The organism is Pseudomaricurvus albidus, from assembly GCF_018863235.1.
GTDB lineage: Bacteria > Pseudomonadota > Gammaproteobacteria > Pseudomonadales > Cellvibrionaceae > Pseudomaricurvus > Pseudomaricurvus albidus.
On the sequence record NZ_JAHKRS010000004.1, the window covers coordinates 320,802 to 344,183 of the forward strand.

General features: G+C 47.3%; 19 protein-coding genes. 11 read left to right on the forward strand and 8 right to left on the reverse strand.

What is annotated here, in order from left to right; translation table 11 throughout:
- The 4 genes from KOI40_RS09665 to gloB form a co-directional block, all read right to left on the reverse strand.
- Positions 1-1,077, reverse strand: coding sequence for a microcin C ABC transporter permease YejB (locus KOI40_RS09665; protein ID WP_216097295.1), 1,077 nt, complete (start codon positions 1,075-1,077; stop codon positions 1-3).
- A gap of 11 nt (positions 1,078-1,088) precedes the next feature.
- Complete coding sequence (locus tag KOI40_RS09670) at positions 1,089-2,957, reverse strand: extracellular solute-binding protein (protein WP_233710139.1); 1,869 nt, start codon at positions 2,955-2,957, stop codon at positions 1,089-1,091.
- Positions 2,958-3,280: 323 nt separating this feature from the next.
- Entirely contained in the window at positions 3,281-4,906 is a 1,626-nt protein-coding gene (locus tag KOI40_RS09675) for a lytic transglycosylase (protein ID WP_216097296.1), read from the reverse strand.
- A 126-nt stretch (positions 4,907-5,032) separates the two neighbouring features.
- Positions 5,033-5,806, reverse strand: coding sequence for a hydroxyacylglutathione hydrolase (gene gloB, locus KOI40_RS09680; protein WP_216097297.1), 774 nt, complete (start codon positions 5,804-5,806; stop codon positions 5,033-5,035).
- A gap of 124 nt (positions 5,807-5,930) precedes the next feature.
- On the opposite strand from gloB, the gene KOI40_RS09685 reads away from it, so the two are divergent.
- From KOI40_RS09685 to dnaQ, 3 genes are all read left to right on the forward strand, one after another.
- The gene (locus KOI40_RS09685; protein ID WP_216097298.1) at positions 5,931-6,851 is read left to right on the forward strand and encodes a class I SAM-dependent methyltransferase; all 921 of its coding nucleotides are present in this window, start codon (positions 5,931-5,933) and stop codon (positions 6,849-6,851) included.
- An 11-nt stretch (positions 6,852-6,862) separates the two neighbouring features.
- The gene (gene rnhA / locus KOI40_RS09690; RefSeq protein WP_439653238.1) at positions 6,863-7,300 is read left to right on the forward strand and encodes a ribonuclease HI; all 438 of its coding nucleotides are present in this window, start codon (positions 6,863-6,865) and stop codon (positions 7,298-7,300) included.
- Positions 7,301-7,362: 62 nt separating this feature from the next.
- Positions 7,363-8,067, forward strand: a complete 705-nt coding sequence (gene dnaQ / locus KOI40_RS09695; RefSeq protein WP_216097299.1) for a DNA polymerase III subunit epsilon — start codon at positions 7,363-7,365, stop codon at positions 8,065-8,067.
- A gap of 129 nt (positions 8,068-8,196) precedes the next feature.
- Here dnaQ and nhaB read toward each other — a convergent pair whose 3' ends face one another.
- A complete protein-coding gene (gene nhaB / locus KOI40_RS09700) occupies positions 8,197-9,702 on the reverse strand; it encodes a sodium/proton antiporter NhaB (RefSeq protein ID WP_216097300.1) in 1,506 nt (501 codons plus the stop codon).
- A gap of 411 nt (positions 9,703-10,113) precedes the next feature.
- Between nhaB and KOI40_RS09705 the strand changes: the two genes are divergently transcribed.
- The 5 genes from KOI40_RS09705 to KOI40_RS09725 all read left to right on the forward strand — a co-directional run bounded on the left by KOI40_RS09705 (position 10,114) and on the right by KOI40_RS09725 (position 15,627).
- Complete coding sequence (locus KOI40_RS09705) at positions 10,114-11,826, forward strand: FimL-related protein (protein WP_216097301.1); 1,713 nt, start codon at positions 10,114-10,116, stop codon at positions 11,824-11,826.
- An 11-nt stretch (positions 11,827-11,837) separates the two neighbouring features.
- Positions 11,838-12,650, forward strand: a complete 813-nt coding sequence (gene nudC, locus KOI40_RS09710; protein WP_216097302.1) for an NAD(+) diphosphatase — start codon at positions 11,838-11,840, stop codon at positions 12,648-12,650.
- Between the two features lie 119 nt (positions 12,651-12,769).
- Entirely contained in the window at positions 12,770-13,423 is a 654-nt protein-coding gene (locus tag KOI40_RS09715; protein WP_216097303.1) for a multidrug transporter, read from the forward strand.
- Between the two features lie 119 nt (positions 13,424-13,542).
- A complete protein-coding gene (gene sohB, locus KOI40_RS09720) occupies positions 13,543-14,604 on the forward strand; it encodes a protease SohB (protein ID WP_216097304.1) in 1,062 nt (353 codons plus the stop codon).
- Positions 14,605-14,634: 30 nt separating this feature from the next.
- Positions 14,635-15,627, forward strand: coding sequence for a YhdH/YhfP family quinone oxidoreductase (locus tag KOI40_RS09725; RefSeq protein ID WP_216097305.1), 993 nt, complete (start codon positions 14,635-14,637; stop codon positions 15,625-15,627).
- A 36-nt stretch (positions 15,628-15,663) separates the two neighbouring features.
- Here KOI40_RS09725 and KOI40_RS09730 read toward each other — a convergent pair whose 3' ends face one another.
- Positions 15,664-15,942 (reverse strand): polyhydroxyalkanoic acid system family protein, encoded by a 279-nt coding sequence (locus tag KOI40_RS09730; RefSeq protein WP_216097306.1) that lies wholly within the window; start codon positions 15,940-15,942, stop codon positions 15,664-15,666.
- A 311-nt stretch (positions 15,943-16,253) separates the two neighbouring features.
- On the opposite strand from KOI40_RS09730, the gene KOI40_RS09735 reads away from it, so the two are divergent.
- From KOI40_RS09735 to KOI40_RS09745, 3 genes are all read left to right on the forward strand, one after another.
- The gene (locus tag KOI40_RS09735; RefSeq protein WP_216097307.1) at positions 16,254-16,700 is read left to right on the forward strand and encodes an NfeD family protein; all 447 of its coding nucleotides are present in this window, start codon (positions 16,254-16,256) and stop codon (positions 16,698-16,700) included.
- A 44-nt stretch (positions 16,701-16,744) separates the two neighbouring features.
- Positions 16,745-17,605 (forward strand): SPFH domain-containing protein, encoded by an 861-nt coding sequence (locus KOI40_RS09740; protein ID WP_233710140.1) that lies wholly within the window; start codon positions 16,745-16,747, stop codon positions 17,603-17,605.
- Between the two features lie 113 nt (positions 17,606-17,718).
- Complete coding sequence (locus KOI40_RS09745; RefSeq protein ID WP_216097308.1) at positions 17,719-21,069, forward strand: mechanosensitive ion channel domain-containing protein; 3,351 nt, start codon at positions 17,719-17,721, stop codon at positions 21,067-21,069.
- Between the two features lie 7 nt (positions 21,070-21,076).
- On the opposite strand, the gene KOI40_RS09750 is transcribed toward KOI40_RS09745, so the two are convergent.
- Positions 21,077-21,973, reverse strand: coding sequence for an AEC family transporter (locus KOI40_RS09750; protein WP_216097309.1), 897 nt, complete (start codon positions 21,971-21,973; stop codon positions 21,077-21,079).
- Between the two features lie 50 nt (positions 21,974-22,023).
- A complete protein-coding gene (locus KOI40_RS09755; protein WP_369413170.1) occupies positions 22,024-23,253 on the reverse strand; it encodes an SLC13 family permease in 1,230 nt (409 codons plus the stop codon).
- Positions 23,254-23,382 lie beyond the last annotated feature (129 nt).

Sequence of the window (23,382 nt, forward strand, 5' to 3'; positions counted from 1 at the left end):
TCAGTTACCCTGACTATCAAAGTTAATTCGTGGGTCGACAGCAACGTATGCCAAGTCAGAGATCAGCTTCACAAACAAACCGATTAAAGTAAAAATAAATAAAGTGCCAAATATGACCGGGTAATCCCGGGTTTGCACGGACTCAAAACCAAGTAAGCCAAGCCCATCCAGAGAGAAAATAACTTCAATCAGTAAAGATCCGGTAAAGAAGATGCCTATGAAGGCGGCCGGGAAGCTGGAAATGATGATCAGCATGGCATTTCGAAAAACATGTCCATAGAGAACACGCTTTTCAGAAATACCCTTAGCTCGTGCTGTTTGTACGTACTGTTTATTGATTTCATCCAGAAACGAGTTTTTGGTCAGCATGGTCAGGGTCGCAAAGCCACCAATAGTGTAGGCAAGCAGTGGCAGTGCCAAATGCCAGAAATAGTCGACAATTTTTCCACTCAAAGACAGTGAATCGAAGTTGGAAGATGTTAATCCTCGCAAGGGAAAAACATCCCAATAGCTACCTCCAGCAAATAATACAATCAATATGATGGCAAACAAAAAACCGGGAATGGCGTAGCCGACAATTATGGCTGCACTGGTCCAGACATCAAAGCGTGAGCCGTGTGCTACCGCTTTGCGGATGCCCAGGGGGATGGATATCAGATAGATAATTAACGTGCTCCAAAGCCCCAGAGAGATTGATACCGGCATTTTCTCCTTGATTAAGCTGATGACACTGGCGTCACGAAAAAAGCTGTCTCCAAACTCAAATTGAGAATAATTGACCAGCATATCCCAGAATCGTTGAAGGGGAGGTTTGTCAAAGCCATACATGGCTTCGATTTTGGCGATGACTTCCGGTGGCAGGCCCTGAGAGCCCCGGTACTGTGAGCCGTTTCCAGATGACATGGTGTCGCCGCCTCCACTGCCCAATGTGGAGCTGCCTTCGTGACTTTCCAGTTGGAAAATCATTTGTTCTACGGGCCCACCTGGAGCGGATTGAATGATCAAAAAATTAATGACCAGCACGCCCAGCAATGTGGGGATCATGAGCAGTAACCGACGCAAAATGTAAGTAGTCATACTTTCCGAATCTATTTCGCGTCTGCGGGTTTAACCCACCAGGTCATAAGGCCTGTGCCATAGCCTACATCGTATTCAGGGCTGGTAGAAGGCTGGTTGAATTTGTCCCAATAAGCCAGGCGATGAGAGCTGGTGTACCACTGTGGAATCACGTAATGCATGTTCAGCAGCACTCTATCCAGAGCGTGAGTTGCTGTGACCAGTTGCTCGCGGGTTTGGGCGGCAATGACTTTATCGACCAGTGCATCAATGACCGGATTGCTAATGCCAATGATGTTGCGGCTGCCCGGAGTTTCAGCGGCATGTGATGACCAGAAGTCCCTCTGCTCGTTGCCGGGACTTAACGACTGACCAAATACATGAGTGATCATATCAAAGTCGAAATCACGACGGCGATTAATGTATTGAGAGGTATCGACTTTACTGACAGTGGCATCTATGCCCAGTTTTTTGAGTCCCTGAACGAAGGGGTTGGCAATTCGTTCAAAGGCGCTGTCGTAAAGCAGAATTTCAAAGTTCACCGGTTGTTTCCCGTCCGGTGTCATCAGCTTACCATTGACCACTTTATAACCGGCTGAGTCCAGTAATTTTTTCGCAGCCCGCAAATTCTTGCGGTTGTGTTGATCACCTTTGGACTCAGGTGATTTATATTCTTCTGTAAATACTGTTGAAGGCAGTTGGTCACGATAGGGCTCCAATAGAGCAAGCTCTGCTTTGGACGGCAAACCGGATGAAGCCAGGTCAGAATTGGCGAAGTAGCTGTTTGTGCGCGAATAGGCGCCGTAGAAGAGATTCTTGTTGGTCCATTCGAAGTCAAAAGCCATCCCTATGGCCTGACGCAGAGCAATGTCCTGAAACAGGGGGTTACGCAAGTTGAAGACGAACGCCTGCATGCCTGCGGGATTATTGTGAGCAACTTCTTTCTTGATGATTCGACCATCGTTGATAGCCTGACTGTCATAAGCCGTTGCCCATAGTTTGGCGACGCGCTCATAGCGAAAATCGTATTCACCGGCTTTGAAAGCCTCCAGGGCCACGGTGTCATCACGGTAATAATCCACCACAATCTTATCAAAATTAAACAAACCTTTTTGCGCAGGTTTGTTTTTACCCCAGTAATCCGATACCCGTTCGTAGGTTATCGATCGACCCGGGTCGACCTGGGTGATTTGATAGGGGCCGCTGCCTAAAGGCCGCAACAGGGCAGAGTGTTCAAAGTCTTTGTCTGTCCAAAAGTGTTTTGGAAAGACGGGAAGCTGACCTGTGATCAACAGGGTTTCTGGGCTGGAGCCTTCACGGAACGTAAACTTGATACGTGATCTGTCAAGTACTTCTGATTTGATGACATCCGCGTAGTAATAGCCGTAAAACGGATTGCCTTTTTCCAACAGTAATTTGAAGCTGAAATCGACATCTTCCGCGGTTACCTGGCTGCCATCGTTAAAGCGTGCGTCAGGATCAAGATGATAAATAACCCAGGAGCGGTCTTCAGGGTACTCAAGGGTCTTCGCCAGCAAACCGTACTGTGTGAAGGGTTCGTCTGCCGAACTGGTGGTCAGAGTATCGTAGACAAGGCCCAATCGATCTGCTGGATTGCCTTTTGCTACGAACGGGTTCAGAGAATCATAGGTGCCAATGCTGTGCAGTTTAATTTCTCCGCCTTTTTTCGCATCGGCAGATGTGTAATCAAACCGGGTGAAGTCGGGGCCATATTTGGGTTGACCATGCATGGCAATGGCATGGCTTTTAATTATCTCAGCCGATACTGCTGCCGGACCATTGACGATCATCAACAGAGCGGTGCTTATCAACAATATCTGATGCAGTGGTGAAGTGCGTGTTCGGGGATTGGTACAGTTAAAAAATCCGTATTTGGGCATGATGTGTCCAGGATCGGTAATGGTTGACCAAAGTTGACGACTAGGGTGATCTGCTCGTTTAGACCATAGATTACGGACTTTTATCCCAAATTCCAATTAGCTGTTAAATGAAATGACCAATACATTGAATGCTCGTGTCAAACGAGCCGATTTAACAAAATGGGACTGTATTGTAATAACTGTATTTTAATAACTACATACAGCTCGGGAGCCTGCTGGCCAGTGAAAGGTATAGAGCGATAACGAAAAAAGCCCCTTGAAGGAGGGGCTTTATGATTTTTAACCTCCACGGTGTATGGAGGTATGTTTTGAGGGTTGTTTGATCAGTTAGTACGAGTAACATCCACAAACAGTGTTAAGGATTGACCCGGCTTAAGGTAGTCAGGGCGTTTGATCGGGTTCCAGCGGACAATGTCATTTACAGACAGATGAAATTTGCCTGCAATTCTGGCCAGAGAATCACCGCTGCGTACACGGTACGCAACTTTTCGAATGACAGAGTTGTCACGTGATCCAGCACCGGTTGATGCTGCTGTGCCGCTGCTTTGAGAGGAAGTCCAAATAACCAGCTTCTGATTGGCCCGGAGGGTATCTTTTGGCGCCATGGCGTTCCATTTTGCCAGTTTAGAGACACTGACACCGTAACGTTTTGCGATGCTCCAGAGAGAGTCACCACTTTTAACAGAGTAGGATACTTTCTTGGCGTCGCTGGAACCTTTGGAGTTGGCCTGGATTCTTTTTACACGCTGCGACACACTGTGAGCGTACTGATCGGCAGGCAGTGTGGACTGAGGAATTAACACCATCTGGCCTTTGCGAATCAGATTGCCACGAATGTTATTGTGCTCGCGGATAACGTCAACGGTTGTGTTGAAACGTTTGGCAATCGCCAGTAGGGAATCACCGGACTTTACCTTGTAACGCTCCCAGCCTACCCGGGACCCACTGGGCAGTTGATTGAGGGCGTCTTTAAAACCCTCCGCCTTTTCGACAGGCACCAGCAGACGGTGTGGCCCTTTAGGATCTGTCGCCCAGCGGTTAAAGCCTGCATTTAGCTTGTACAGGTCGTCCAGACTGATATCCGCCAGTTGGGCAGCCTGTGCAAGGTCAATCTGTGACCCTGTATCAACGGCTTCAAAAAAAGGTTGGTTCTGAACAGGCGACAGAGTCACATTGTATTTTTCAGGAGCCTTGACGATTTTGCTGATGGCAATGAGTTGAGGAACGTACGATTGGGTCTCTTTAGGGAGATCCAGTGACCAGAAGTCGGTGGGTTTGCCTTTGCGCTTATTTGCGCGAATGGCCTTGTTAACATTCCCGCCACCGGCGTTGTAGGCTGCCAGGGCGAGAAGCCAGTCACCGTCAAAACGCTTGTTCAATTGCGAAAGATAGGTCAGAGCTGCATCGGTGGAAGCCAGAACATCGCGTCGGCCGTCGTACCACCAGTTCTGTTTGAGTCCAAAATGTTTGCCGGTGCTCGGGATAAATTGCCACATGCCTGATGCTCGACCATGAGAATAGGCAAAGGGATCGAATGCGCTCTCTACGATGGGTAACAGCGCGAGCTCCAGCGGCATATTCCGGGCTTCCAGTTCGCTGACAATGTAATACAGATAGCTGTTACCGCGCTCTGTCACCCGTTGAAGGTAGTCTGGGTGGCGCAGATAGCGTTTTAAATGCTGATCAATGCGCTTGTTGTCCATTTCAGATAGCTGGTAGCCATCCCTCATACGAGTCCAAAGATCTTCGTACTTTGGGCCAGATATGACCTCTACAGGCTCTGCCTGGGGCGCAGTGGCGTTACTCGAGTTATTGGCATTGTGAAGTACAGCTATGCCCTGATCGGTGGCGATTGGCGCAGAAGCTGTCAGATTGTTTGTGGGGGACATCTGGCTGCAACCGGCCAGAAAGGCGCAGGCGATCAGCGTGTAATGGCTACTTTTAAGCATAACTAGGCACTGTTTTCATTCGATTAAGGATCAAAGAGGAAGGATTTTACGGACGCCTGTCGCACTGGTCAATAAATGGACAGCTTTTTTGCGTCTTTGAGCTATTAGAGAAGAGTCAGCTAATAATCAAAAATTATCTTTCCAGCTTCTCAAGACCGCGAAAACTTGCCAGGGTTCATTGGTATTGCCCGGTTCTTGTTTGTTTGCGGCATTAATCACGCTGGTTTCGTTAACCCGTAGGAAAGGATTGGTTTCAAGTTCCAGGCCAATAGTGGACGGTACCGTTGATTGACCCTGAGCCCGGGCTTTCTCTGCTTGCTCATTGCGAGCTTGAAGGTGTTTGTTGTCTGGTTCGACAGCTTGAGCGAATTTCAGGTTAGCCAGGGTGTATTCATGGGCACAGTACACACGAGTTTCTGAAGGAAGGCTGCCCAGCTTGGCCAGGGATGACTGCATTTGTTGTGGTTCACCTTCAAACATGCGCCCGCAACCGCCCGCAAAGAGCGTGTCTCCACAGAACAGAACAGCTTCGGAGGCAGAGTAGTAGGCAATGTGGTCGAGGGTGTGTCCCGGAACTTCGATCACTTTGAAAGCAGCTTGCCCTTCGATGGTGACCTCATCTCCCTCGCTTAGAGGATGAGTAATGCTGGGAATGTTCTGTGATTTTGGCCCGAAAACAGGTATCGAACGGCCTTTGGTTAAAGCTGCGATCCCCCCAGTGTGATCCCCATGATGATGGGTCACCAGGATACCTGCCAGGGTGAGTCCGTATTGCGTCAGGGCGTCTTCAATGGGAGCAGCGTCACCTGGGTCCACAACATAAGCTTGATTGCTGTTCTCCGGGTGGAACAACCAAAGATAATTATCGGTAAAGGCGGGTACTGTAATAATCTTTAACATACTGTCTCATAGAGCTTTTGCTGGTATATCGGCATAATACCGAAAGGCACCATCAAATGCACAGTGAGCAGTAAATACACAGTCAGCAGTTTGGAAAGTGGTCACCTCAAGTCAGGAAGTTACTATGAGCTCAATGAACGGTTTCGCCAAAATGAAGCGCTGGGCGGACAAGCGCCACGGTACGCGATCTTTGAGTGAGACCATGAAAGCTCTGCAGGGCTGGGAGCAATCGCCACTGGGTAAGGCGATTTTTGGCCAGCAGCATGAGCAGCTTGACGAATTGCTCAGTGAACTTTTTGGGTATCACCTGCTTGAAATGAGCTGTTTCAATCAGGTTGGGTTGAGTGCTGGAAGCCGGATAAATCACCGTTTCAGGCTCTCCCCAGAGCTGGGTTTTGATTGTGGGGCTCTGGCAGATTTTGAGGCGCTACCATTGCCGGAAGAGTCCATTGATGTGGTTATGTTGCATCATGTGCTTGAATACGCAACCAACCCTCACCAAATTCTTCGTGAAGCCAATAGGGTGCTCATCTCACGAGGACACTTGATCATCGTTGGTTTTCATCCCTGGAGCCTTCAGGGAGGTTATAAACTGTTGGCTCAGTGGTTCGGTGCAGGCAGTTTTTGGCGTCGCAACTCCTTGCGTCCCAGCCGAATAAAAGACTGGCTGCGACTTTTGGATTGTGAACCGGTTGAAGTGCAGCGTGGCTTTTACCGTTTGCCAGTCAACCACGCTGGATTGCTGGAGCGTTTCACTTTTTTGGAGCGCCTGTGTCAGTCCTTAAGGTTGCCTTTTGGTGGTTATTATATTTTGGTGGCGCGCAAAGAACGCGTATCAATGACACCGATCAAGCCTGTATGGAGTAACTTCAATCCTGTGGCTGGCCTGGTGATTGGTAAGCCCACATCCAGGATGCCTGAGCCAGCGGGTCACAGCACAGGTTGTAACCGATCAGGTAATAAAGGAACAAAGCATATTCGGAGGGACAAACCTGCAAGAAATGACGCTATATGTCACCGCAAGGACCCGAAGAGAAGTAACTGATAGAGGATATTGTGAAACAAATAGAGATGTTTACCGACGGAGCCTGCAAGGGAAATCCTGGGCCTGGTGGTTGGGGGGCCTTATTAAGATATGGTGACGTAGAGAAAAAACTGTGTGGTGGTGAGGCCAATACTACGAATAATCGTATGGAGTTAATGGCAGCTATTGAGGGGTTAAAAGCATTAAAGGAAAGTTGCGAGGTTCACCTCACGACCGACTCTCAATATGTCCGTCAGGGGATAACTTCCTGGATGCACGGCTGGAAAAAAAATGGCTGGAAGACTTCTGCGCGCAAGCCCGTTAAAAATGAAGATCTGTGGCGTCTGCTGGATGAGCAGGTCAATCGCCATAACGTCAAATGGTTTTGGGTAAAAGGCCACAGTGGCCACAGAGAAAACGAAATAGCAGATGAGCTTGCCAACAAGGGCATTCAAACGATCAAGAATTAATCAAGACTGTTCGTAAAACGTTTAACGTCAGTAAACGACATCAATCAGGATCTAAATTTCCCATGCGGCAGATTGTACTCGATACAGAAACTACCGGGCTGGAACCATCTCAAGGACATCGAATCATTGAAATTGGTTGTGTTGAGTTGGTGAATCGCAAGCTTACCGGTCGTCACTACCATCAATATATCCAACCAGATCGACTGGTAGATGAAGGGGCGATGGAAGTGCACGGTATTACCGATGAATTTTTGAAAGATAAGCCACGTTTTGCCCAGATAGCACCGGAATTTCTGGAGTTTATTAACGGCGCTCAGCTGGTGATACATAACGCTCCCTTTGATATTGGCTTTATTGATCACGAGTTCGCCATGCTGCGTCCAGTCGTCCAGCCAGTTTCTGAGTTTTGCAGTGTTATTGATACCCTGGTGATGGCCAGGCAGAAGCATCCAGGGCAAAAAAATAACCTGGATGCACTGTGTAAACGGTATGGGGTAGATAACTCCCAGCGAGATCTCCACGGCGCCTTGCTGGATGCGGAAATCCTGGCCGACGTGTACCTGTTGATGACAGGTGGGCAAACCAAATTGATGCTGGGTGCAGAGTCTGAAGATTCCGATTCAGACTCTGAGTATGTGAGCGGTATCCAAAGGGTGTCTGCCAGTCGCGCTCCACTGAGGGTCATTCGGGCCAATTCAGATGAGTTATCCGCCCATGAAGCCAAACTGAATGAATTGGGAGAGTCATGCCTCTGGCGCCAATCCTGATACAAGTCAATAAAACGAGTGGGTCTGTCTGCGAGTTTGAAATCTGGGGCCCCAAACCCACCCAATAAAAAAGCGAGCATCAAGCTCGCTTTTTTATTGGGGTATTAACTCTCTGGAACTTGTTACGGATTAAAGTTCAAGTACTACCATCAACAAGCCAACGCCACCCAAAACGACGGTATAAGGAAGAGCCATCAGCACCATTTTGCCATAGGACAAACGGATCAGAGGGGCCAGAGCAGAAGTAAGAAGGAACAGGAAGGCGGCCTGACCGTTAGGGGTCGCAACACTGGGAAGGTTTGTACCGGTGTTGATGGCAATTGCCAGCTTGTCGAAGTGATCCCGGGTGATTTCTCCAGCTTCGAGCGCAGCTTTCACTTCATTGATGTAAACCGTTGCCACAAAGACGTTATCACTGATCATTGATAGTACGCCGTTAGCGATGAAAAACATCGCCGGTTGGATGGATTCCTCCATGGCCAGTACGTAGTGAATGATCGGGCTAAACAGATGCTGATCATGGATTACCGCAACAACAGCAAAAAAGACTACCAGCAGTGCCGTAAAGGGGAGGGCTTCCTCAAATGCATGACCAATCTGATGCTCTTCAATCACGCCATTGAAGGCGGTCAAAAGAACAATGATCAGCAGGCCGATCAGGCCGACTTCGGCAACGTGGAGCGCCAGTGCGGCTACCAGAAGAAGTGCAACAATGGCCTGGATAACCAGTTGTGCCAGATCTCTAGGGGTTCTTTTCTTTTCTTCATTGGCAGCGAATTCTTCCAGAACATGACGAACCGCTTCAGGAAGTTGTGCGCCGTAACCCATGATCTTGGTTTTTTCGAGCAACAGGCAGGTAGTCAAACCAGCGGCCAGAACCGGCATGGTAATTGGAGCCATTTTCAGAAAGAACTCAATGAAGTTCCACTCGGCTGTTTGGGCAATCAGCAGGTTTTGGGGCTCACCCACCAATGTACATACTCCACCCAGCGCAGTACCGACGGCACCGTGCATGATCAGGCTGCGCAGGAAAGCGCGGAATGCATCCAGATCTTCACGGTGAAAGGCGGTTACTTTCTCATCATCAGAGTGATCGTGGCCGTCATGGTGATGAGGCTTGCCGGAAGCCACCTTGTGATAGACCGAGTAGAAGCCAACGGCGACTGTAATCAATACGGCGGTGACCGTAAGGGCGTCCAAAAATGCGGAAAGTACCGCAGAAACCGTACAAAACAGTAGCGATAACAACATCTTGGAGCGTACGCCGATCAATATCTTGGTAAACACAAAGAGCAGCAGGTTTTTCATGAAGTAGATGCCGGCCACCATGAATACCAGCAACAATATGACTTCCAGGTTGCTTTCAACCTCGTGGTAGATTGATTGTGCGTTGGTCATCCCTAACACAGCCGCCTGAATTGCCAGCAGGCCACCTGGTTGCAATGGGTAGCATTTTAATGCCATCGCCAGGGTAAAGATGAACTCTCCAATCAGAAGCCAGCCTGTGACAAAGGGTCCGGCGGTATAAAAGAGTATGGGATTGATGATCAGGAAAGAGATGATCGCCTGTTTGTACCAATTTGGGGCCTGGCCCAAAAAGTTCTTACCGAGGGCCTGAAAAAAAGTTTGTTCCATATTTTACCCCTAAACGCCATATTCGTGACGGCGGTCAAATTATCTGATATTGCTATGCAAGTTGTTGACTTATATGCCGTAACTTATCGGCTTAGATCTCTTTTTCTGTAGATTGAGCCCGAACGACGGCGGACAGGCTCAAACGCGAACATGAAAGTACCTTGATCGTGAAAAAATTCAAGCATTTCAATAAGATCTGACTGTATTTTGATGACTTTTTTGAGAATATAGATAACTCTGGGCTTGCCGCTTGTCTCCAAGCATGGCTATCAGGTCGTCAGGCGGTCTATTTGGTTGCATTTTGAGCTGGGGTGGCTGCGGTTTCTATGCAACACAGCAATACTCTGCTTGAGCATCAGCAACTCAGGCCGAAGTACAAGGGTACGTAAATTAAGATATTAAGGAAGAAGCGTGGCACAGAACGAAAGCGTCAACATTACCTCTCTTAACTTGGTTAATGACGAGCTGGTCGCGACCATAGAGCACGCAGCGACAAAACTGGAACAATTTGTCGCAAATACCAATGACGGTGAGATGCTGCAGGCCAGTATTGAGGCTATTGAACAGATCCGAGGGACTCTGAGACTCATACAGCTGTATGGTGCAGATATGCTGGCAGATGAAATATTGTCTGTGGCGCAGACCATTACTCTGGGTGAAGAACAGGGGGTTGATCAAGTTTTGAGCATTCTGACGGGGGCGTTCTTTATCCTTCCCCGTTATCTTGAATATACTCAACAGACCCGACGCAATATGCCAGTGTTGTTGATTCCCTACATCAACGAACTCAGACAGCTGACTAAAAAACCACCAATCCCTGAGTGTTATTTCTTCAAGGCCGACTTGACGGGAAGCTATAAACCCAAATCAGCCGGCTCAGCCGTTTCCGTTGATGACTGGCCGGCCTTGATACGTCGACTCAGGCATATGTTTCAGGTGGGGCTTCTCAATGTCCTGCAAGGTAAACAGGTGCAGTCAGCTCTCGGCATTATGCAAAGATCACTGGAAAGGCTGGAAATTATTACTGGTGAGCGTGCCAGTGCCAAACTGTGGTTTCTGGGGGCCGCTGCACTGGAGGTCATTCGTACCAACCATATGGAGCTGAACAAATCCCGCAAGCTGGTATTAACAACTCTGGACAGACAAATCAAAGCGCTTCAGGAAAAGGGCATTCAAGCTTTTGAAGCTCAGCCTTCGGATATGCTCATGACGCAGTTGTTGTTTGTCGTTGCTCTGGCTCCTAAACCAACTGAGCGTTCTAGGTTTGCAATGAGCACCTTTGCCGTGGCTCCACTTGGCTACAGCGATAACGATATCCGTAATGAACGGGAAGCTCTTAAGGGCCCCAGTATTAATACGGTCGCATCAGTTGCCGCAGTACTTAAAGATGAAATTCGGGATATCAAGGAAATTCTTGAAAACTCTTCTCAGGCTACCGATAAGGGACTGGAGAATTACGGTGAGCTGGCTGGCCATGTCATCAAAGTAGCAGAGATTCTTTCCGTCATTGGGCTTGTAACTGCAGGATCTGCTTTAAAAGAAGATGCTGCCAAAATAACCGGTTGGCAAGAGCAAAATACACCCGCTTCGGCGGAGGAATTGATTGAGATCGCCGATTCACTGCTCTATGTCGAAAGCACCATTTCCAGTATGGGCACGTTGAATCTGACCAGTGAAAAACTGGCGCAGGCCAATGAATTGGCACGTAAGGATATTATTGCCTCATCACAGTTGGCTGAAGCTGAGTTACTGGTAATTCAGGAGGCAGAATCCGGTCTGGCACTGGTTAAACGTGCATTGAGCGCTTTCGCCGAGTCCAACTATGATTATGGCCACATCAAAAACGTTGGTGCGACCTTAACGTCTGTTCGTGGTGGTATGATCGTGCTGAACCTGCCAAGAGCAGCCGCGGTGGTGGCAAGTTGTGTCGAGTTCATCAATGAATCCCTGTTAGGCAGTGACAAGGTAGTGGCGACTCAGCAGCTCCTCGAAACCTTTGCTGATGCGGTTATAGGGCTGGAATACTATCTTGATGAAGTCAGGGATAACCGGGCTGCAGACGACTCAATCCTGGCAATTGCAGAGGAGAGCCTCCAGGCTCTCGGTTTTCCGGTCGATAAATAAAGGAAAAGTTTATGTTTATTCCTGGCCATGCACCTGAAAACGAGGGGCAGGATAAATGTTATATACCCGTCTCGCAGGGGCAGGTGCTCTGTTCTGATACAGAAGGCTGGCGACCAATAACCAGTAACATTTGGCGGTTTGCCAACCCGCAATTAGATGCAACAACTCATTACATTGGCTGTTACTTTGAGCAAGACTGCTATGTGGTATTGCTGGATGAGCTGCCCGATGTGCATGAGCACAGTTGGTTCAACTTATACCAATTGCTGGGGCTGCTGAGTGAGATTGATTATGAGGTCGCAGCCAGAGCCGTGCAAATCGTCAACTGGGAGCGTGATCATCAGTTTTGTGGGCGATGCGGTACACCGACACAAAATCATGACAAGGAGCTGGCCAAGCGATGTGAACCCTGTGACATGCTCTTCTATCCCAGGTTATCACCCTGTGTTATTACAGTCATAACCCGTGGGGAAGAGTGCCTCCTTGCCCATAACCCCGCGTTTCCTGCTCGCTTTTTTAGTGCTCTGGCTGGCTTTATAGAAGTTGGCGAAACGATAGAGTCAGCACTGCGTAGGGAAGTTGCCGAGGAGGTTGGAATCAAGGTTGGAAAACTCGAATACTTTGGCAGTCAGTCCTGGCCATTTCCTGGACAGTTAATGATTGGTTTTCTGGCAGAGTATGAGAGTGGTGATATTGTGGTTGACGGTGTGGAAATCGAAGAAGCTGATTGGTTCCGGTTCGATGAATTGCCAATGATACCTCCGCCATCTTCTCTCGCCGGGAAGCTTATTCGAGAGTTTGTGAAAAGAAATGAGGGGCAGTAGAACGAAGCTGCATTTAAGCTCAAGTACAGTTCAAAACCTCAAGTGCAGTAGAGTCGTCAGATGTGGTGAAGAGTAAGGTTCTGAGCTGACTTTATCAAAGAACAGGAAAGGATACTTTTATGCTCTACAACGGGTTAGCGGTAGTGGTTGCCATCATTGCCGTACTGGTGCTGATCGGTGCACTCAAGACGCTTTTCAGACGCGGCTGGTTTCTCAATTGGTTGAAAGGGACCTTTGGGTTGGTGTTATTAGTGCTTGCCGTCGTGGTTGGGCTTTTGGCATGGGATGTATTTAGCTACGAAGAGTTGCTTGGTGAGACTCCGGTGGCGACCATCAGTTTTGAAGAGCTCGAAGATCAGCACTATATGGCCACAGTTGTATACGCCAGTGGGGTAGAGAGTAAATTCGATTTGAAGGGCGACCAATGGCAGTTGGATGCCAGAATCTTTAAATGGAGTCCATCGCTTGCCCGTTTCGGCTTGAAGCCCGGCTACCGTCTGGATCGATTGTCTGGTCGATATTATTCTCTGGAAAAGGAACGAAATGCAGAGAGAACCGTTTACAACTTGAATCCCAGTGAGTCCTCTGTAGATGTATGGCGCTTGTTTAAATCTGTTGATAAGCAAGTTCCATGGCTGGATGCTCTCTATGGCAGTGCCACCTTTGTTCCGATGACAGATGGCGCACTGTACGAGGTTAACCTGTCACACACCGGGTTGATGTCCCGTCCATTGAATGATCCAGCCAAGCTGGCCATCAAACGCTGGCAGTAGATATATAAACAGTCAGGGTTGCGAGCAGGGGGGTATGACCGTTATTCCTTATTTAGTCTCTGGCCTGACTTTAGAGTATGATTCTTATGAAACGGTCTCAGTGAGTAGTGGAGTAACTTTTGGAATTTTTAATGGAATACGGCCTTTTTCTGGCCAAATCAGTCACAGTGTTGGTGACAATTGCGCTAATTGTGGCATTGGTAGTGTCTGCGGGTCATAGAGGTAAAGGCTCTGACAAAGGTCACATTGAAGTTACCCATCTGAATGACAAGTTTGAATCTGTTCAAGATGCTCTGAAAGATGCGATTTTTGACGCAGAAGACCGCAAGCAAGAGATCAAAGAGCAACAAAAGAAAGAAAAAGCAGAAGCAAAAGCTCGTAAGAAAGCCGCTAAAAAACACGATGATAAACTCCCTCAGGCCAAGCCCCGGGTCTTTGTGTTGAATTTTGATGGTGATATCAAGGCCTCAGCTGTTGAAAATTTGCGTGAAGAGATCAGTGGCGTACTCAGTCTGGCAAGTGAAAAGGACGAAGTGGTTCTGCGTCTTGAAAGCGGCGGCGGCATGGTGCACAGCTATGGTCTGGCCTCGAGTCAATTGGATCGGATCAAGAAGAAGGGTATTCCGCTTACGGTCTGTGTTGACAAGGTTGCGGCCAGTGGCGGCTATATGATGGCCTGTGTCGCCGACAAAATCCTGGCTGCTCCTTTTGCGGTAATGGGCTCAATTGGTGTGGTAGCGCAATTACCCAACTTCCATCGATTGCTCAAGAAAAACTATGTGGATTTTGAATTATTGACCGCAGGTGAACACAAGCGAACTCTCACGATGTTTGGTGAAAATACCGAGAAAGGTCGTGAAAAGTTTGTTGAGGATCTCGAAGATACACATGAGCTGTTTAAAAACTTTGTGGCTGAGCACCGTCCTGTCGTGGATGTAAATGCTGTTGCCACTGGTGATGTCTGGTTTGGTCAAAGGGCACTGGAAAATCAGCTTGTCGACGAGCTGCTAACCAGTGACGAATACATTCATACTCTGGCCGAAACGGCTGACGTTTATGAGGTCGAGTATGTCTTTAAGAAAAGCATTCACGAGAAGCTTGGTTTGGCTGCTCAGGGCGCTATTGATCGACTGTTGGTGACTTGGTTGAGCCGTGTACAGAATAGCCGCTTCTTTTCCTGAGTATGGGCTTCGCTTTTGAGGTGAAGAGTTATGGCGAATACCTTTAGGGCACTCTGGGTTGTTGAAAATGACAGCAGTCATTACGAGCAATCTATTGTAGAGCGAAATATTGGAGATTTACCCGAACACCCTTTATTAATCAAGGTGAGCTATTCCTCCCTGAACTATAAAGACGCCTTGTCGGCTCATGGTCACAAAGGGGTGACTCGGCAATATCCCCACACGCCAGGTATTGATGCGGCCGGTACGGTCGTTTCTGATAGCAGTGATACTTTTCAGCCCGGCGATAAAGTTATCGTCACAGGTTATGATCTTGGAATGAATACGGCAGGCGGTCTTGCTGAATATATCCGGATCCCGGCAACGTGGGCTGTTCCGTGTCCCGACAGCATGACTCTGCGCGAGTCAATGATATATGGAACCGCGGGCCTAACTGCAGCCTTATGCATCAACAAGCTGTTACAGGCGGGGGCGCAACCTGAAGATGGCGATGTCGCCGTAACCGGAGCTACAGGTGGCGTGGGTTCTCTGGCAATTGCGATTCTTGCCAGGCTGGGCTTTTCAGTGGCGGCACTCACAGGAAAGCTGGAAGCTGCTGAACGCCTCACCGGACTTGGGGCTACCAAAGTGATTGATCGAAACAGCCTTGATGAGCTGACCGACAAAGCTCTGGCCAAGCCTCAGTGGGGGCACGCTATCGACTGCCTTGGTGGCGATTACCTTTTTTCACTTGTGAAATCTTTAAATTATGGTGGCAGTGTTGCTGCCTGTGGTCTGGCATCAGCTCCTGATTTTAAAGGCAGCGTTATTCCATTTATCTTGCGTAATGTGAACTTGCTGGGTGTAGACAGTGTGGAGCTGCCCCTTGAGGTTAAAGCGGGTATATGGGAGCAGCTCAGTCAGGATTACAAGGTAGAAAAACTAGGTTCAATGGCTGAAGAAATCAGCCTGGAACAAGTGCCCCAATATCTCGATCAAATTCACAACGGCCATGCTTTGGGGCGATATCTGGTCAAGATGTAAGTGATTTTCCCTGAGTAGCGAGCAGATCAGGCAGGCTTAAGACAGGTACTCGTCGCAACTTTCATGGATTTCTTTTTCAATGCTGGAGCCGAATGACCTGACCAACAGACCCAGCTGAACATCGACCTGTAAATTGTCATCATTACTGGTCAGCATGCCTTTACTGCCACTAATGTGTTTGTAGTGAATGACATTGCCCTCAATGGATTTGGTGCCACCAATTCGGGCAATAAGCTTGTCTGTAATCTGTTCTGCCAGTTTCAGGCATTCGGTTTGCCCTAAATTATGCTCTCGTTTTACACGAATATTCTTCATCAGTGGAAGTATCTCAAATCAGTAGGTTTGCATTAATATGCCGGTGAGTTGAAGGCAGATAATAATACCAGAGGCTCACTACATAAAGTGATTTGATCACTTGGCTTCTTTCACGGGCTGGCAAGAATTATTAAAATATCAATATAAATCAGTTAGATAGGATTATTTTTTAAAGTAAACTGTTTTATGTTGGTCGTTGAACAATCCTTGGTTACAGCTATTGGTTTACCTGGCTGGGGCTAAGAAAACGCTTTAAGCACGATGAAGACTAATCTTCTCGTCGTTGGTTTGACTCATTGACAAGGACTTTTATGGAAGGTTTTGATTACTGGATATGGATTGCAGGTGGAATTGTCCTGGCTTTGCTTGAATTATTGATTCCCACTTTTTTTGCCCTGTTATTTGGCTTGTCGGCTATCGTCGTCGGGTTAATTACACTGATATTTCCCGATTTAAGTTTGCAACTGCAGTTAGTTGTTTGGTCTGTATTGGCCATTGTGTCATCAATTCTGTGGTTTAAAGTTTTCAAACCGTCCAAAACTCCTCCTGTAACCCGAGACGCCATGGTCGGTCAGGTAGCTATGGTGATAGAAGATATCACTCCTGAAAGGCAGGGGGTGATCCGTTTTACCATTCCTGTTTTGGGTGAGTCACAATGGAAAGCCACCGCAATAGTGGGCATTCAGACGGGTGAGCGTGTAAAGGTTATCGATGTTGATGATCAAACATTGATCGTTGAAAAACTAACCGCGCACTGAAACAGTAATAATCAATCAATACTAATCAGCAAATAGGGAAATGTATGAACGATATCAATACTGGAACTTTGATGATCACGGGGCTGGTTTTTGTCTTTATCCTGGTGACTGTCGCGAAAGGTGTACGACTGGTTCCACAGGGCAGTAACTGGATCGTGCAGCGTCTTGGAAAATATCACAGCACTTTGCGGCCGGGGCTGAATTTCACGATTCCTTACGTGGATGAAGTTTCACACAAGATGACCACCAAGGATATTGTTCTTGATATCCCCAGTCAGGAGGTTATCACTAAAGACAATGCGGTAATCATTGCCAATGCTGTAGCTTATATCAATATTGCCAATCCTCAGCTGGCGGCCTACGGGGTTGAGGATTTCACTATTGCCATTCAGACCCTGGTACAGACCAATTTACGTTCTATTATCGGTGAAATGGACCTTGATGATGCACTGTCGTCTCGCGACCTGATCAAGGCCAAACTGAAAGATGGAATTTCAGATGATATCAAGGATTGGGGGATTACACTGAAAACAGTCGAGATTCAGGATATTAATCCTTCCGTCACGATGCAGAAAGCTATGGAGGAACAGGCAGCAGCAGAGCGTCAACGTCGTGCTACTGTGACCAAGGCCACTGGAGATAAAGCTGCTTCTATTCTCGAGGCAGAAGGCCGCCTGGAAGCTTCACGCAGAGATAGTGAGGCTCAGGTAATTTTGGCGGAAGCCAGCCAAAAAGCCATTGAGATGGTGTCGTCCGCGATAGGGGATCAGGAGTTACCGGTCATGTATTTATTGGGTGAGAAATACATTGGTTCCATTGAACAAATGTCTCTTTCAGATAACAGCAAAATGGTGGTATTGCCTGCAGACTTACAAGCTACTCTGAAAGGATTAATGGGCAAGTAAGTCATCTTGAATCTTAATATGCTAGCCTCAGTAATGAGGCTTTCCAAGCGCTCGTGATAAACCTCCAGTCAAGGCCGGGGAAATTGATTAATTGCCAGTCAGGGTGAGCACCAGTGAATCGTAGAATCATTCTCAAAGCCTTACTTGTTCTTCTACTTGGTAATTTCCATGTCTTGATGACATCTTGGGTATCAGCGATGGAAGCTGATGAAGCGCAAGTGTCAGAAGGTATTGGATATTCTATCCAGGATCTTGAAGCACGACTTAAGGCGGTGGAGTCTTCGGATTCAGTCACAGATAAAGACAAAGAAATCATCAAGGATTTTTATCAGCGTTCTATAGAAAATCTCAAGTCTGCTTCTGATAATCGTGAGAAGGCGAAACAATATATCCAACAGATGGATTCAGCTCCCTCAAAGCTCAAAGAACTGCAGAGCAGCATTGACAAGAGCCGTGATATTGATCCTCCGGCACTGGAAAATCTATCAGTGGAAGCTTTGGAAAGACAAGAGCTTCAGCTGCAGGCAGAGCTGCTGCAATTACGCAATAAACAGGCAGATCTGAACACCAAAACACTTTCCGAAGAACAGAATATCTCAAACTTGCTGGAAGAAGCCCTGCAACAGCAATCCAATGCCCTGAAAGCTTCCAGTACACAACCTTCTTCTGAAACCGTCGAGGTTGCGAATGCTCGTAAAGCCTTTCAATTAAGTGAAGTCGAAGCAGCTAACTCACGAGTAGAAATGTTGCGTCAAAGGATGATGACGCGAGACACTCGACTGCAAATAATTGACCGTCAACAGCGTTTAATTGCTCGGCAAATCAGCCTGACCTCAGCCAAAGTTACCGCCGTAGATAATACGCTTAATAATCTGCGTCAGACTGACGCCAAAGCAAAAGCAAAGCAGGCAGAACTTCGTGAAGACAGAGTCAGTACTGCTGGACCTGAGGTTAAGGCTGTTGCTGAAGAAAATACCAGGCTGGCCTCCGACCTGGCACAGGTCACCAGCCGAATTGATACATTACTCGAGCAGTTGGAGGTCTTGCGGCAGGAGCGTGTACGGGTTGATCGTTATTTCACCAGCATGACCCAGCAGCTGTCTATTGCTGGGGCTGATAGACTGGCCTCTCTGAGCGTTGATCTGCTGGCTCAAAGACAACAGTTTTCAGAAAGTTTACCGCCTGAAATCGACACCAGCAGCATTGAGAAAGAACTGACAAAAGCTCAGATGCGCCAACTGAGGCTGGAAGATCGACAGTATGAATACGCTCAAAGACCTGAGCGCTCAGATAATGAATTGGCGCAAGAGCTTGAAGCTGAACAGCAGCAGCTGTTGCAGGAAGCTGTTAAGTCTTATCGTCGCTACACGGCGGCTCTGTTCGATATTCTGACTGAAAATAAAGGTCTTCAAACCAAGGTGTCTGAGTATCAAAACCTGTTAAACAGTCGACTTTTTTGGATTCCCAGCGCTTCGCCAATCTATGTTTCATTTTTCAAGGGCCTAGAAACAGAACTTGGAGGGTTGTTGAGCTTTCAGAATTGGAAGCAGTCATTTTCGACAACTGCTAGAGGAGAGTGGGGAGGGGCTTTCGGCAGCGTTTTATTTTTGATTGCACTTATCATTTTACTGTTCCAGTCAAAACTGAAGAAATGGTTATTTAACTCTGGCAAGAATGTCGGCAAGGTTAATAAAGATAAATTTTCAGACACATTTAATGCGTTAATAATATCCATCTTTTTAGCGCTCCCAGGTCCGCTGATATTGATGGCCTGTGCCGAGTGGGTGCCTGATAACAGCTCTGAAATCGCTTTTAGAGTGCAGATGGGTTTGGTGAATGCCGCTTTATTGTGGATGTTATTGGGTATTTTTCGCCAGGTTTGTCGAAAGAACGGTTTGGCTGATGTCCATTTTCAGTGGAATCAGCGAATACTGATGCTGGCACAAAAACACTTACCCTGGTTTATGCTCATATTGGTTGTGCTGTCCTTTTTTATGCAGGTGGCCAATCACACCAATGATTCTTATCAAACCATTACCCGTTTGTTGTTTGGTGCTGTGTCCATTACCTTGTCCTATGTTTTACATCAGGCGTTGAAACCTACACCTCTTGTTACCAATGAAGAAGAGCAGGTTCAGCCCACAAAGCAAAGGCAGTTTTTTCGTTATTCTCTCTACGTGCTGTTTACCGTACTGCCAATTGTCATGTTAGTGCTTTCCTGGATTGGCTACCACTTCACGGCGTTACAGCTGCAGAATCGTCTGTTTCTTTCCGCGTGCTTACTGGCAGCATTGCTAATACTTTACTCCCTGGCTTTAAGAGGGGTGTCAGTAATGGAACGACGGATGAAGCTGGAACGTATTAAGGCAAAGCGTAAAGCAGAGCGAGAACAACAAGAAAGCCGTCAGGCTGCAGAAGAAGCTGCTGAAGTACCGCCGGAGATTCCTGAACCTGAGTTTGATATGGCCCAGGTAAGCCGACAGTCTCGAGGTTTTATCGGCCTGGTAACTGTTTTGTTTGGCATTTATCTGTTAACCGGCCTCTGGGATAATGTCTTACCGGCTTTAAACATGTTTGACAAAATGGAGCTTTGGACAGTCACCTCGGGTGACCCCAATATCCCTGTTCAAATCATTACAGTCCATGATGTTGTTCTGAGTGTGTTTTTGCTGATTCTGACCTATCTGGGAATTCGTAACATTCCTGGTATTTTGGAAATTTCTGTTCTCAGAGGTGTTAACCTGGGGCCGGGTGGCAGCTATGCCGTTATTACCGTTGTTAAATACCTTATTGTTCTGATTGGCGTAGTGTCATCTTTGAATGCCATTGGATTGCCATGGTCCAAGTTGCAGTGGCTGGTGGCGGCTATGGGGGTAGGTTTAGGATTTGGTTTGCAAGAAATTCTGGCGAACTTTGTTTCGGGGCTTTTAATCCTGTTTGAAAGACCCATAAGGGTAGGGGATACAGTCACAGTTGGTGAAAATACAGGTACGGTCAGCAAAATTCGCATACGTGCTACCACATTGACCGATTGGGATCGTAAAGAACAAATCATTCCCAATAAAGTATTTATTACAGAACAGCTGACCAACTGGACGCTGAGCGATCCCATTACCCGACGCGTTATTCAGGTTGGTGTCGCTTACGGCTCAGATGTTCTGAAAGTTCATAAATTACTTACGGAAGTGGTCGAGAAGAATACCACCATTGTAAAAGATCCACCTCCAGCGGTTTTTTTCGTCGGCTTTGGTGATAGCAGTTTGGATTTTGAAGTCCGGGTTTTTGTACCGGGGCTGATTGAACTGATGCCTCTGGTGCATGAATTGCATGTCGCGATTAACGAGATATTTGCAGAGAATGACATCGAAATCCCATTTCCACAACGAGATGTGTGGATTCGTGAAGTGCCAGGCTCTCATGCCCCCGGGACTGTTCCACCGGTTCCGGGAGGGGCCGCGTTGTAGGAGGGAATCAGGTTGCGATAAGCTGCGCTAATAACAATGGCAGCAGCATTACCGCCAGGACTGTAGAGACAACGACCAGACCAGCAACCTCTTCAGGGGATTGCTGGTATCTGACTGCAAAAAGATAATTAAAAACTGCCGCTGGCATAGCGGCTTGTAATAAAATCACATCCCGCGTTATCCCGCTCACACCCATCATTTGGCAAATTGCAAAAGCCAAAACCAGGCTTAATCCGACTCTGATTACGCTTAAAGAAAGGGCACGTTGCCAGAACTCGACCTTGAGACTGGTCAATGATACTCCCAGTGTTATAAGCATCAGAGGGATTGTCACTCCACTCAATAAATTGACCGAGTGCGAAACCCAAAGTGGTAGAGTCAAATCGTAACCGTATAGAATCAAGCCGATTACCATGGCATAAAGCATGGGCTGCTTCAGTAAGTTTTTCAGGGCATGAGAAATGCCGGACTCTGTTCCTTCAAGAATGAGAATTCCGAGAGTAAGATGACCAAACATCATCATTAAAAAATAACCTACGCCCAAGGTTAAACCGGTGTCACCAAATGCAAAGAGACATAAAGGCAACCCCATGTTTCCACTATTAGGAAACAATAGGGCAGGCAGGTATGTTTTGGCGCTAAGTTTGAATACTTTCAAAATAGCCAGGCAGACTAAAAACATAACAACCAATACGATCGATGCGACAAGAGCGACATCTACAATATCCTTCAAAGGCACAGCCGTATTGGCCAGACTTTTAAGAATCAGGCACGGCGCGCCGACATTCATGACAAGCCGGCCAATAAAATCAGAAGGGTACTCATAACCCATTTTTTTCCAGCTAATGCCTATACAGGCACAGATAAGGATGGGGGCAATAATATTAATAAGCTGAATGAACATGGCGCCGTTATAGTAAGAAAGTTTTTAAGGGTCTTGAGTCGTTATAGTCGTTAGCTGAGCCAATAAAAATAGAAGACGACTGCAAGGGCACAGAGAATATTGAGTACCAAACCTGCTCGCATCATGTCCTTCTGTAATACATAACCACTGCCGAAGACAATCGCATTGGGCGGTGTTGCCACAGGCAACATGAAGGCACAGGAGGCGGCTACAGCAATGACCGCCGATGTAATAACAGGCGAGAGCCCTAATGGCTCAGCAACAGCTGCAAATACAGGTACAAGCAGGGCGGCGCTGGCGGTATTGGATGCGAGTTCTGTCAAAAATATCACAAATAATGAGATTCCCAGCAGTGAAATAAAGATTGGAGCTGCGTCCAGAATTTGCGTCATGCTGTCGGCCAGAAATACACTGGTTCCAGTGATTTTTAAAACACTGCTCAATGTCAGTCCGCCGCCGAACAAGAGCAACACGCCCCAGTCAGTTTGCTTTTCAATTTGTTTCCATGAGGCAGATTGAGTCAAGCCAATCATAACAATTGCCATGATTGCTACCCAGGAATCAAATTTATCAATTCCCCCGAGCAACGCTGACAAAGGCTTGGAAAATACCCACATTGCGATGGTGCACAAAAAGATAATTAACGTGATTATCTTGCCTTGAGTCCACTCTGTAGGAGCATGATCGATACTGATGTTTAAGCTTAAATTCGGACGAAATATAAAATAGAGTGTGAGAGTTGCGAGCGGCAGCATCAATAGACTAATGGGCAAACCAATTGCCATCCACTCGTTGAAGCTCAGGCCCGCTTCAGAGGCTGCTATTGCGTTTGGAGGGCTTCCAACCAAAGTCGCTATGCCTCCGATACTGGCGCTGTAAGCGATCCCGAGCAGCATGAAAACATAGGTTTTACGATGCTCTTTAGGATCCAGATTTCCCAATAAACCAAGTGCCAGAGGCAGCATCATTGCGGTGGTTGCTGTATTGCTGATCCACATGGATAACAAGGCAGACACCAGGAATAAAAGCAGGGCAGCGACAAAAAATCGACCTTTTGCCAAAGACAGAATTCGATTGGCGATCATCCGATCCAGCCCTTGTTGATGGAGTGCCGCTGCCAGAGCAAAACCACCGAAAAACAAGAAAATAATGGGGTTGGCGAAGTTACTCAATGCGCTTTGTGTATTCAGTAGCCCCATCCAAATCGCTAATAACGGTACCAGTAAGGCTGTAAAAGTGACGTGTATGGCTTCTGTCAGCCAGAGGATGGCAATGAACACCAAGAGGTCCGGCCGGCAAAAGTGTTGGATTTAGCCACTTCGATCGTAAATCACTGATTATATTGAATATTTAGTCAGGTTGAAGTTTGTAGCCAATTGGCACCACTGCTTTAGTCAGATCAAGCTCAA

Bases quoted from the DNA above. Each gene is read 5' to 3' on its own strand.
- KOI40_RS09670 (WP_233710139.1), bottom strand. From the start codon at position 2,957: ATGCCCAAATACGGATTTTTTAACTGTACCAATCCCCGAACACGCACT.
- gloB (WP_216097297.1), bottom strand. From the start codon at position 5,806: ATGTTAAAGATTATTACAGTACCCGCCTTTACCGATAATTATCTTTGG.
- KOI40_RS09730 (WP_216097306.1), bottom strand. From the start codon at position 15,942: ATGAAGAATATTCGTGTAAAACGAGAGCATAATTTAGGGCAAACCGAA.
- KOI40_RS09715 (WP_216097303.1), top strand. From the start codon at position 12,770: ATGCTCTACAACGGGTTAGCGGTAGTGGTTGCCATCATTGCCGTACTG.
- KOI40_RS09735 (WP_216097307.1), top strand. From the start codon at position 16,254: ATGGAAGGTTTTGATTACTGGATATGGATTGCAGGTGGAATTGTCCTG.
- KOI40_RS09675 (WP_216097296.1), bottom strand. From the start codon at position 4,906: ATGCTTAAAAGTAGCCATTACACGCTGATCGCCTGCGCCTTTCTGGCC.
- KOI40_RS09665 (WP_216097295.1), bottom strand. From the start codon at position 1,077: ATGACTACTTACATTTTGCGTCGGTTACTGCTCATGATCCCCACATTG.
- nhaB (WP_216097300.1), bottom strand. From the start codon at position 9,702: ATGGAACAAACTTTTTTTCAGGCCCTCGGTAAGAACTTTTTGGGCCAG.
- KOI40_RS09740 (WP_233710140.1), top strand. From the start codon at position 16,745: ATGAACGATATCAATACTGGAACTTTGATGATCACGGGGCTGGTTTTT.
- KOI40_RS09750 (WP_216097309.1), bottom strand. From the start codon at position 21,973: ATGTTCATTCAGCTTATTAATATTATTGCCCCCATCCTTATCTGTGCC.
- nudC (WP_216097302.1), top strand. From the start codon at position 11,838: ATGTTTATTCCTGGCCATGCACCTGAAAACGAGGGGCAGGATAAATGT.
- dnaQ (WP_216097299.1), top strand. From the start codon at position 7,363: ATGCGGCAGATTGTACTCGATACAGAAACTACCGGGCTGGAACCATCT.
- KOI40_RS09725 (WP_216097305.1), top strand. From the start codon at position 14,635: ATGGCGAATACCTTTAGGGCACTCTGGGTTGTTGAAAATGACAGCAGT.
- KOI40_RS09685 (WP_216097298.1), top strand. From the start codon at position 5,931: ATGAGCTCAATGAACGGTTTCGCCAAAATGAAGCGCTGGGCGGACAAG.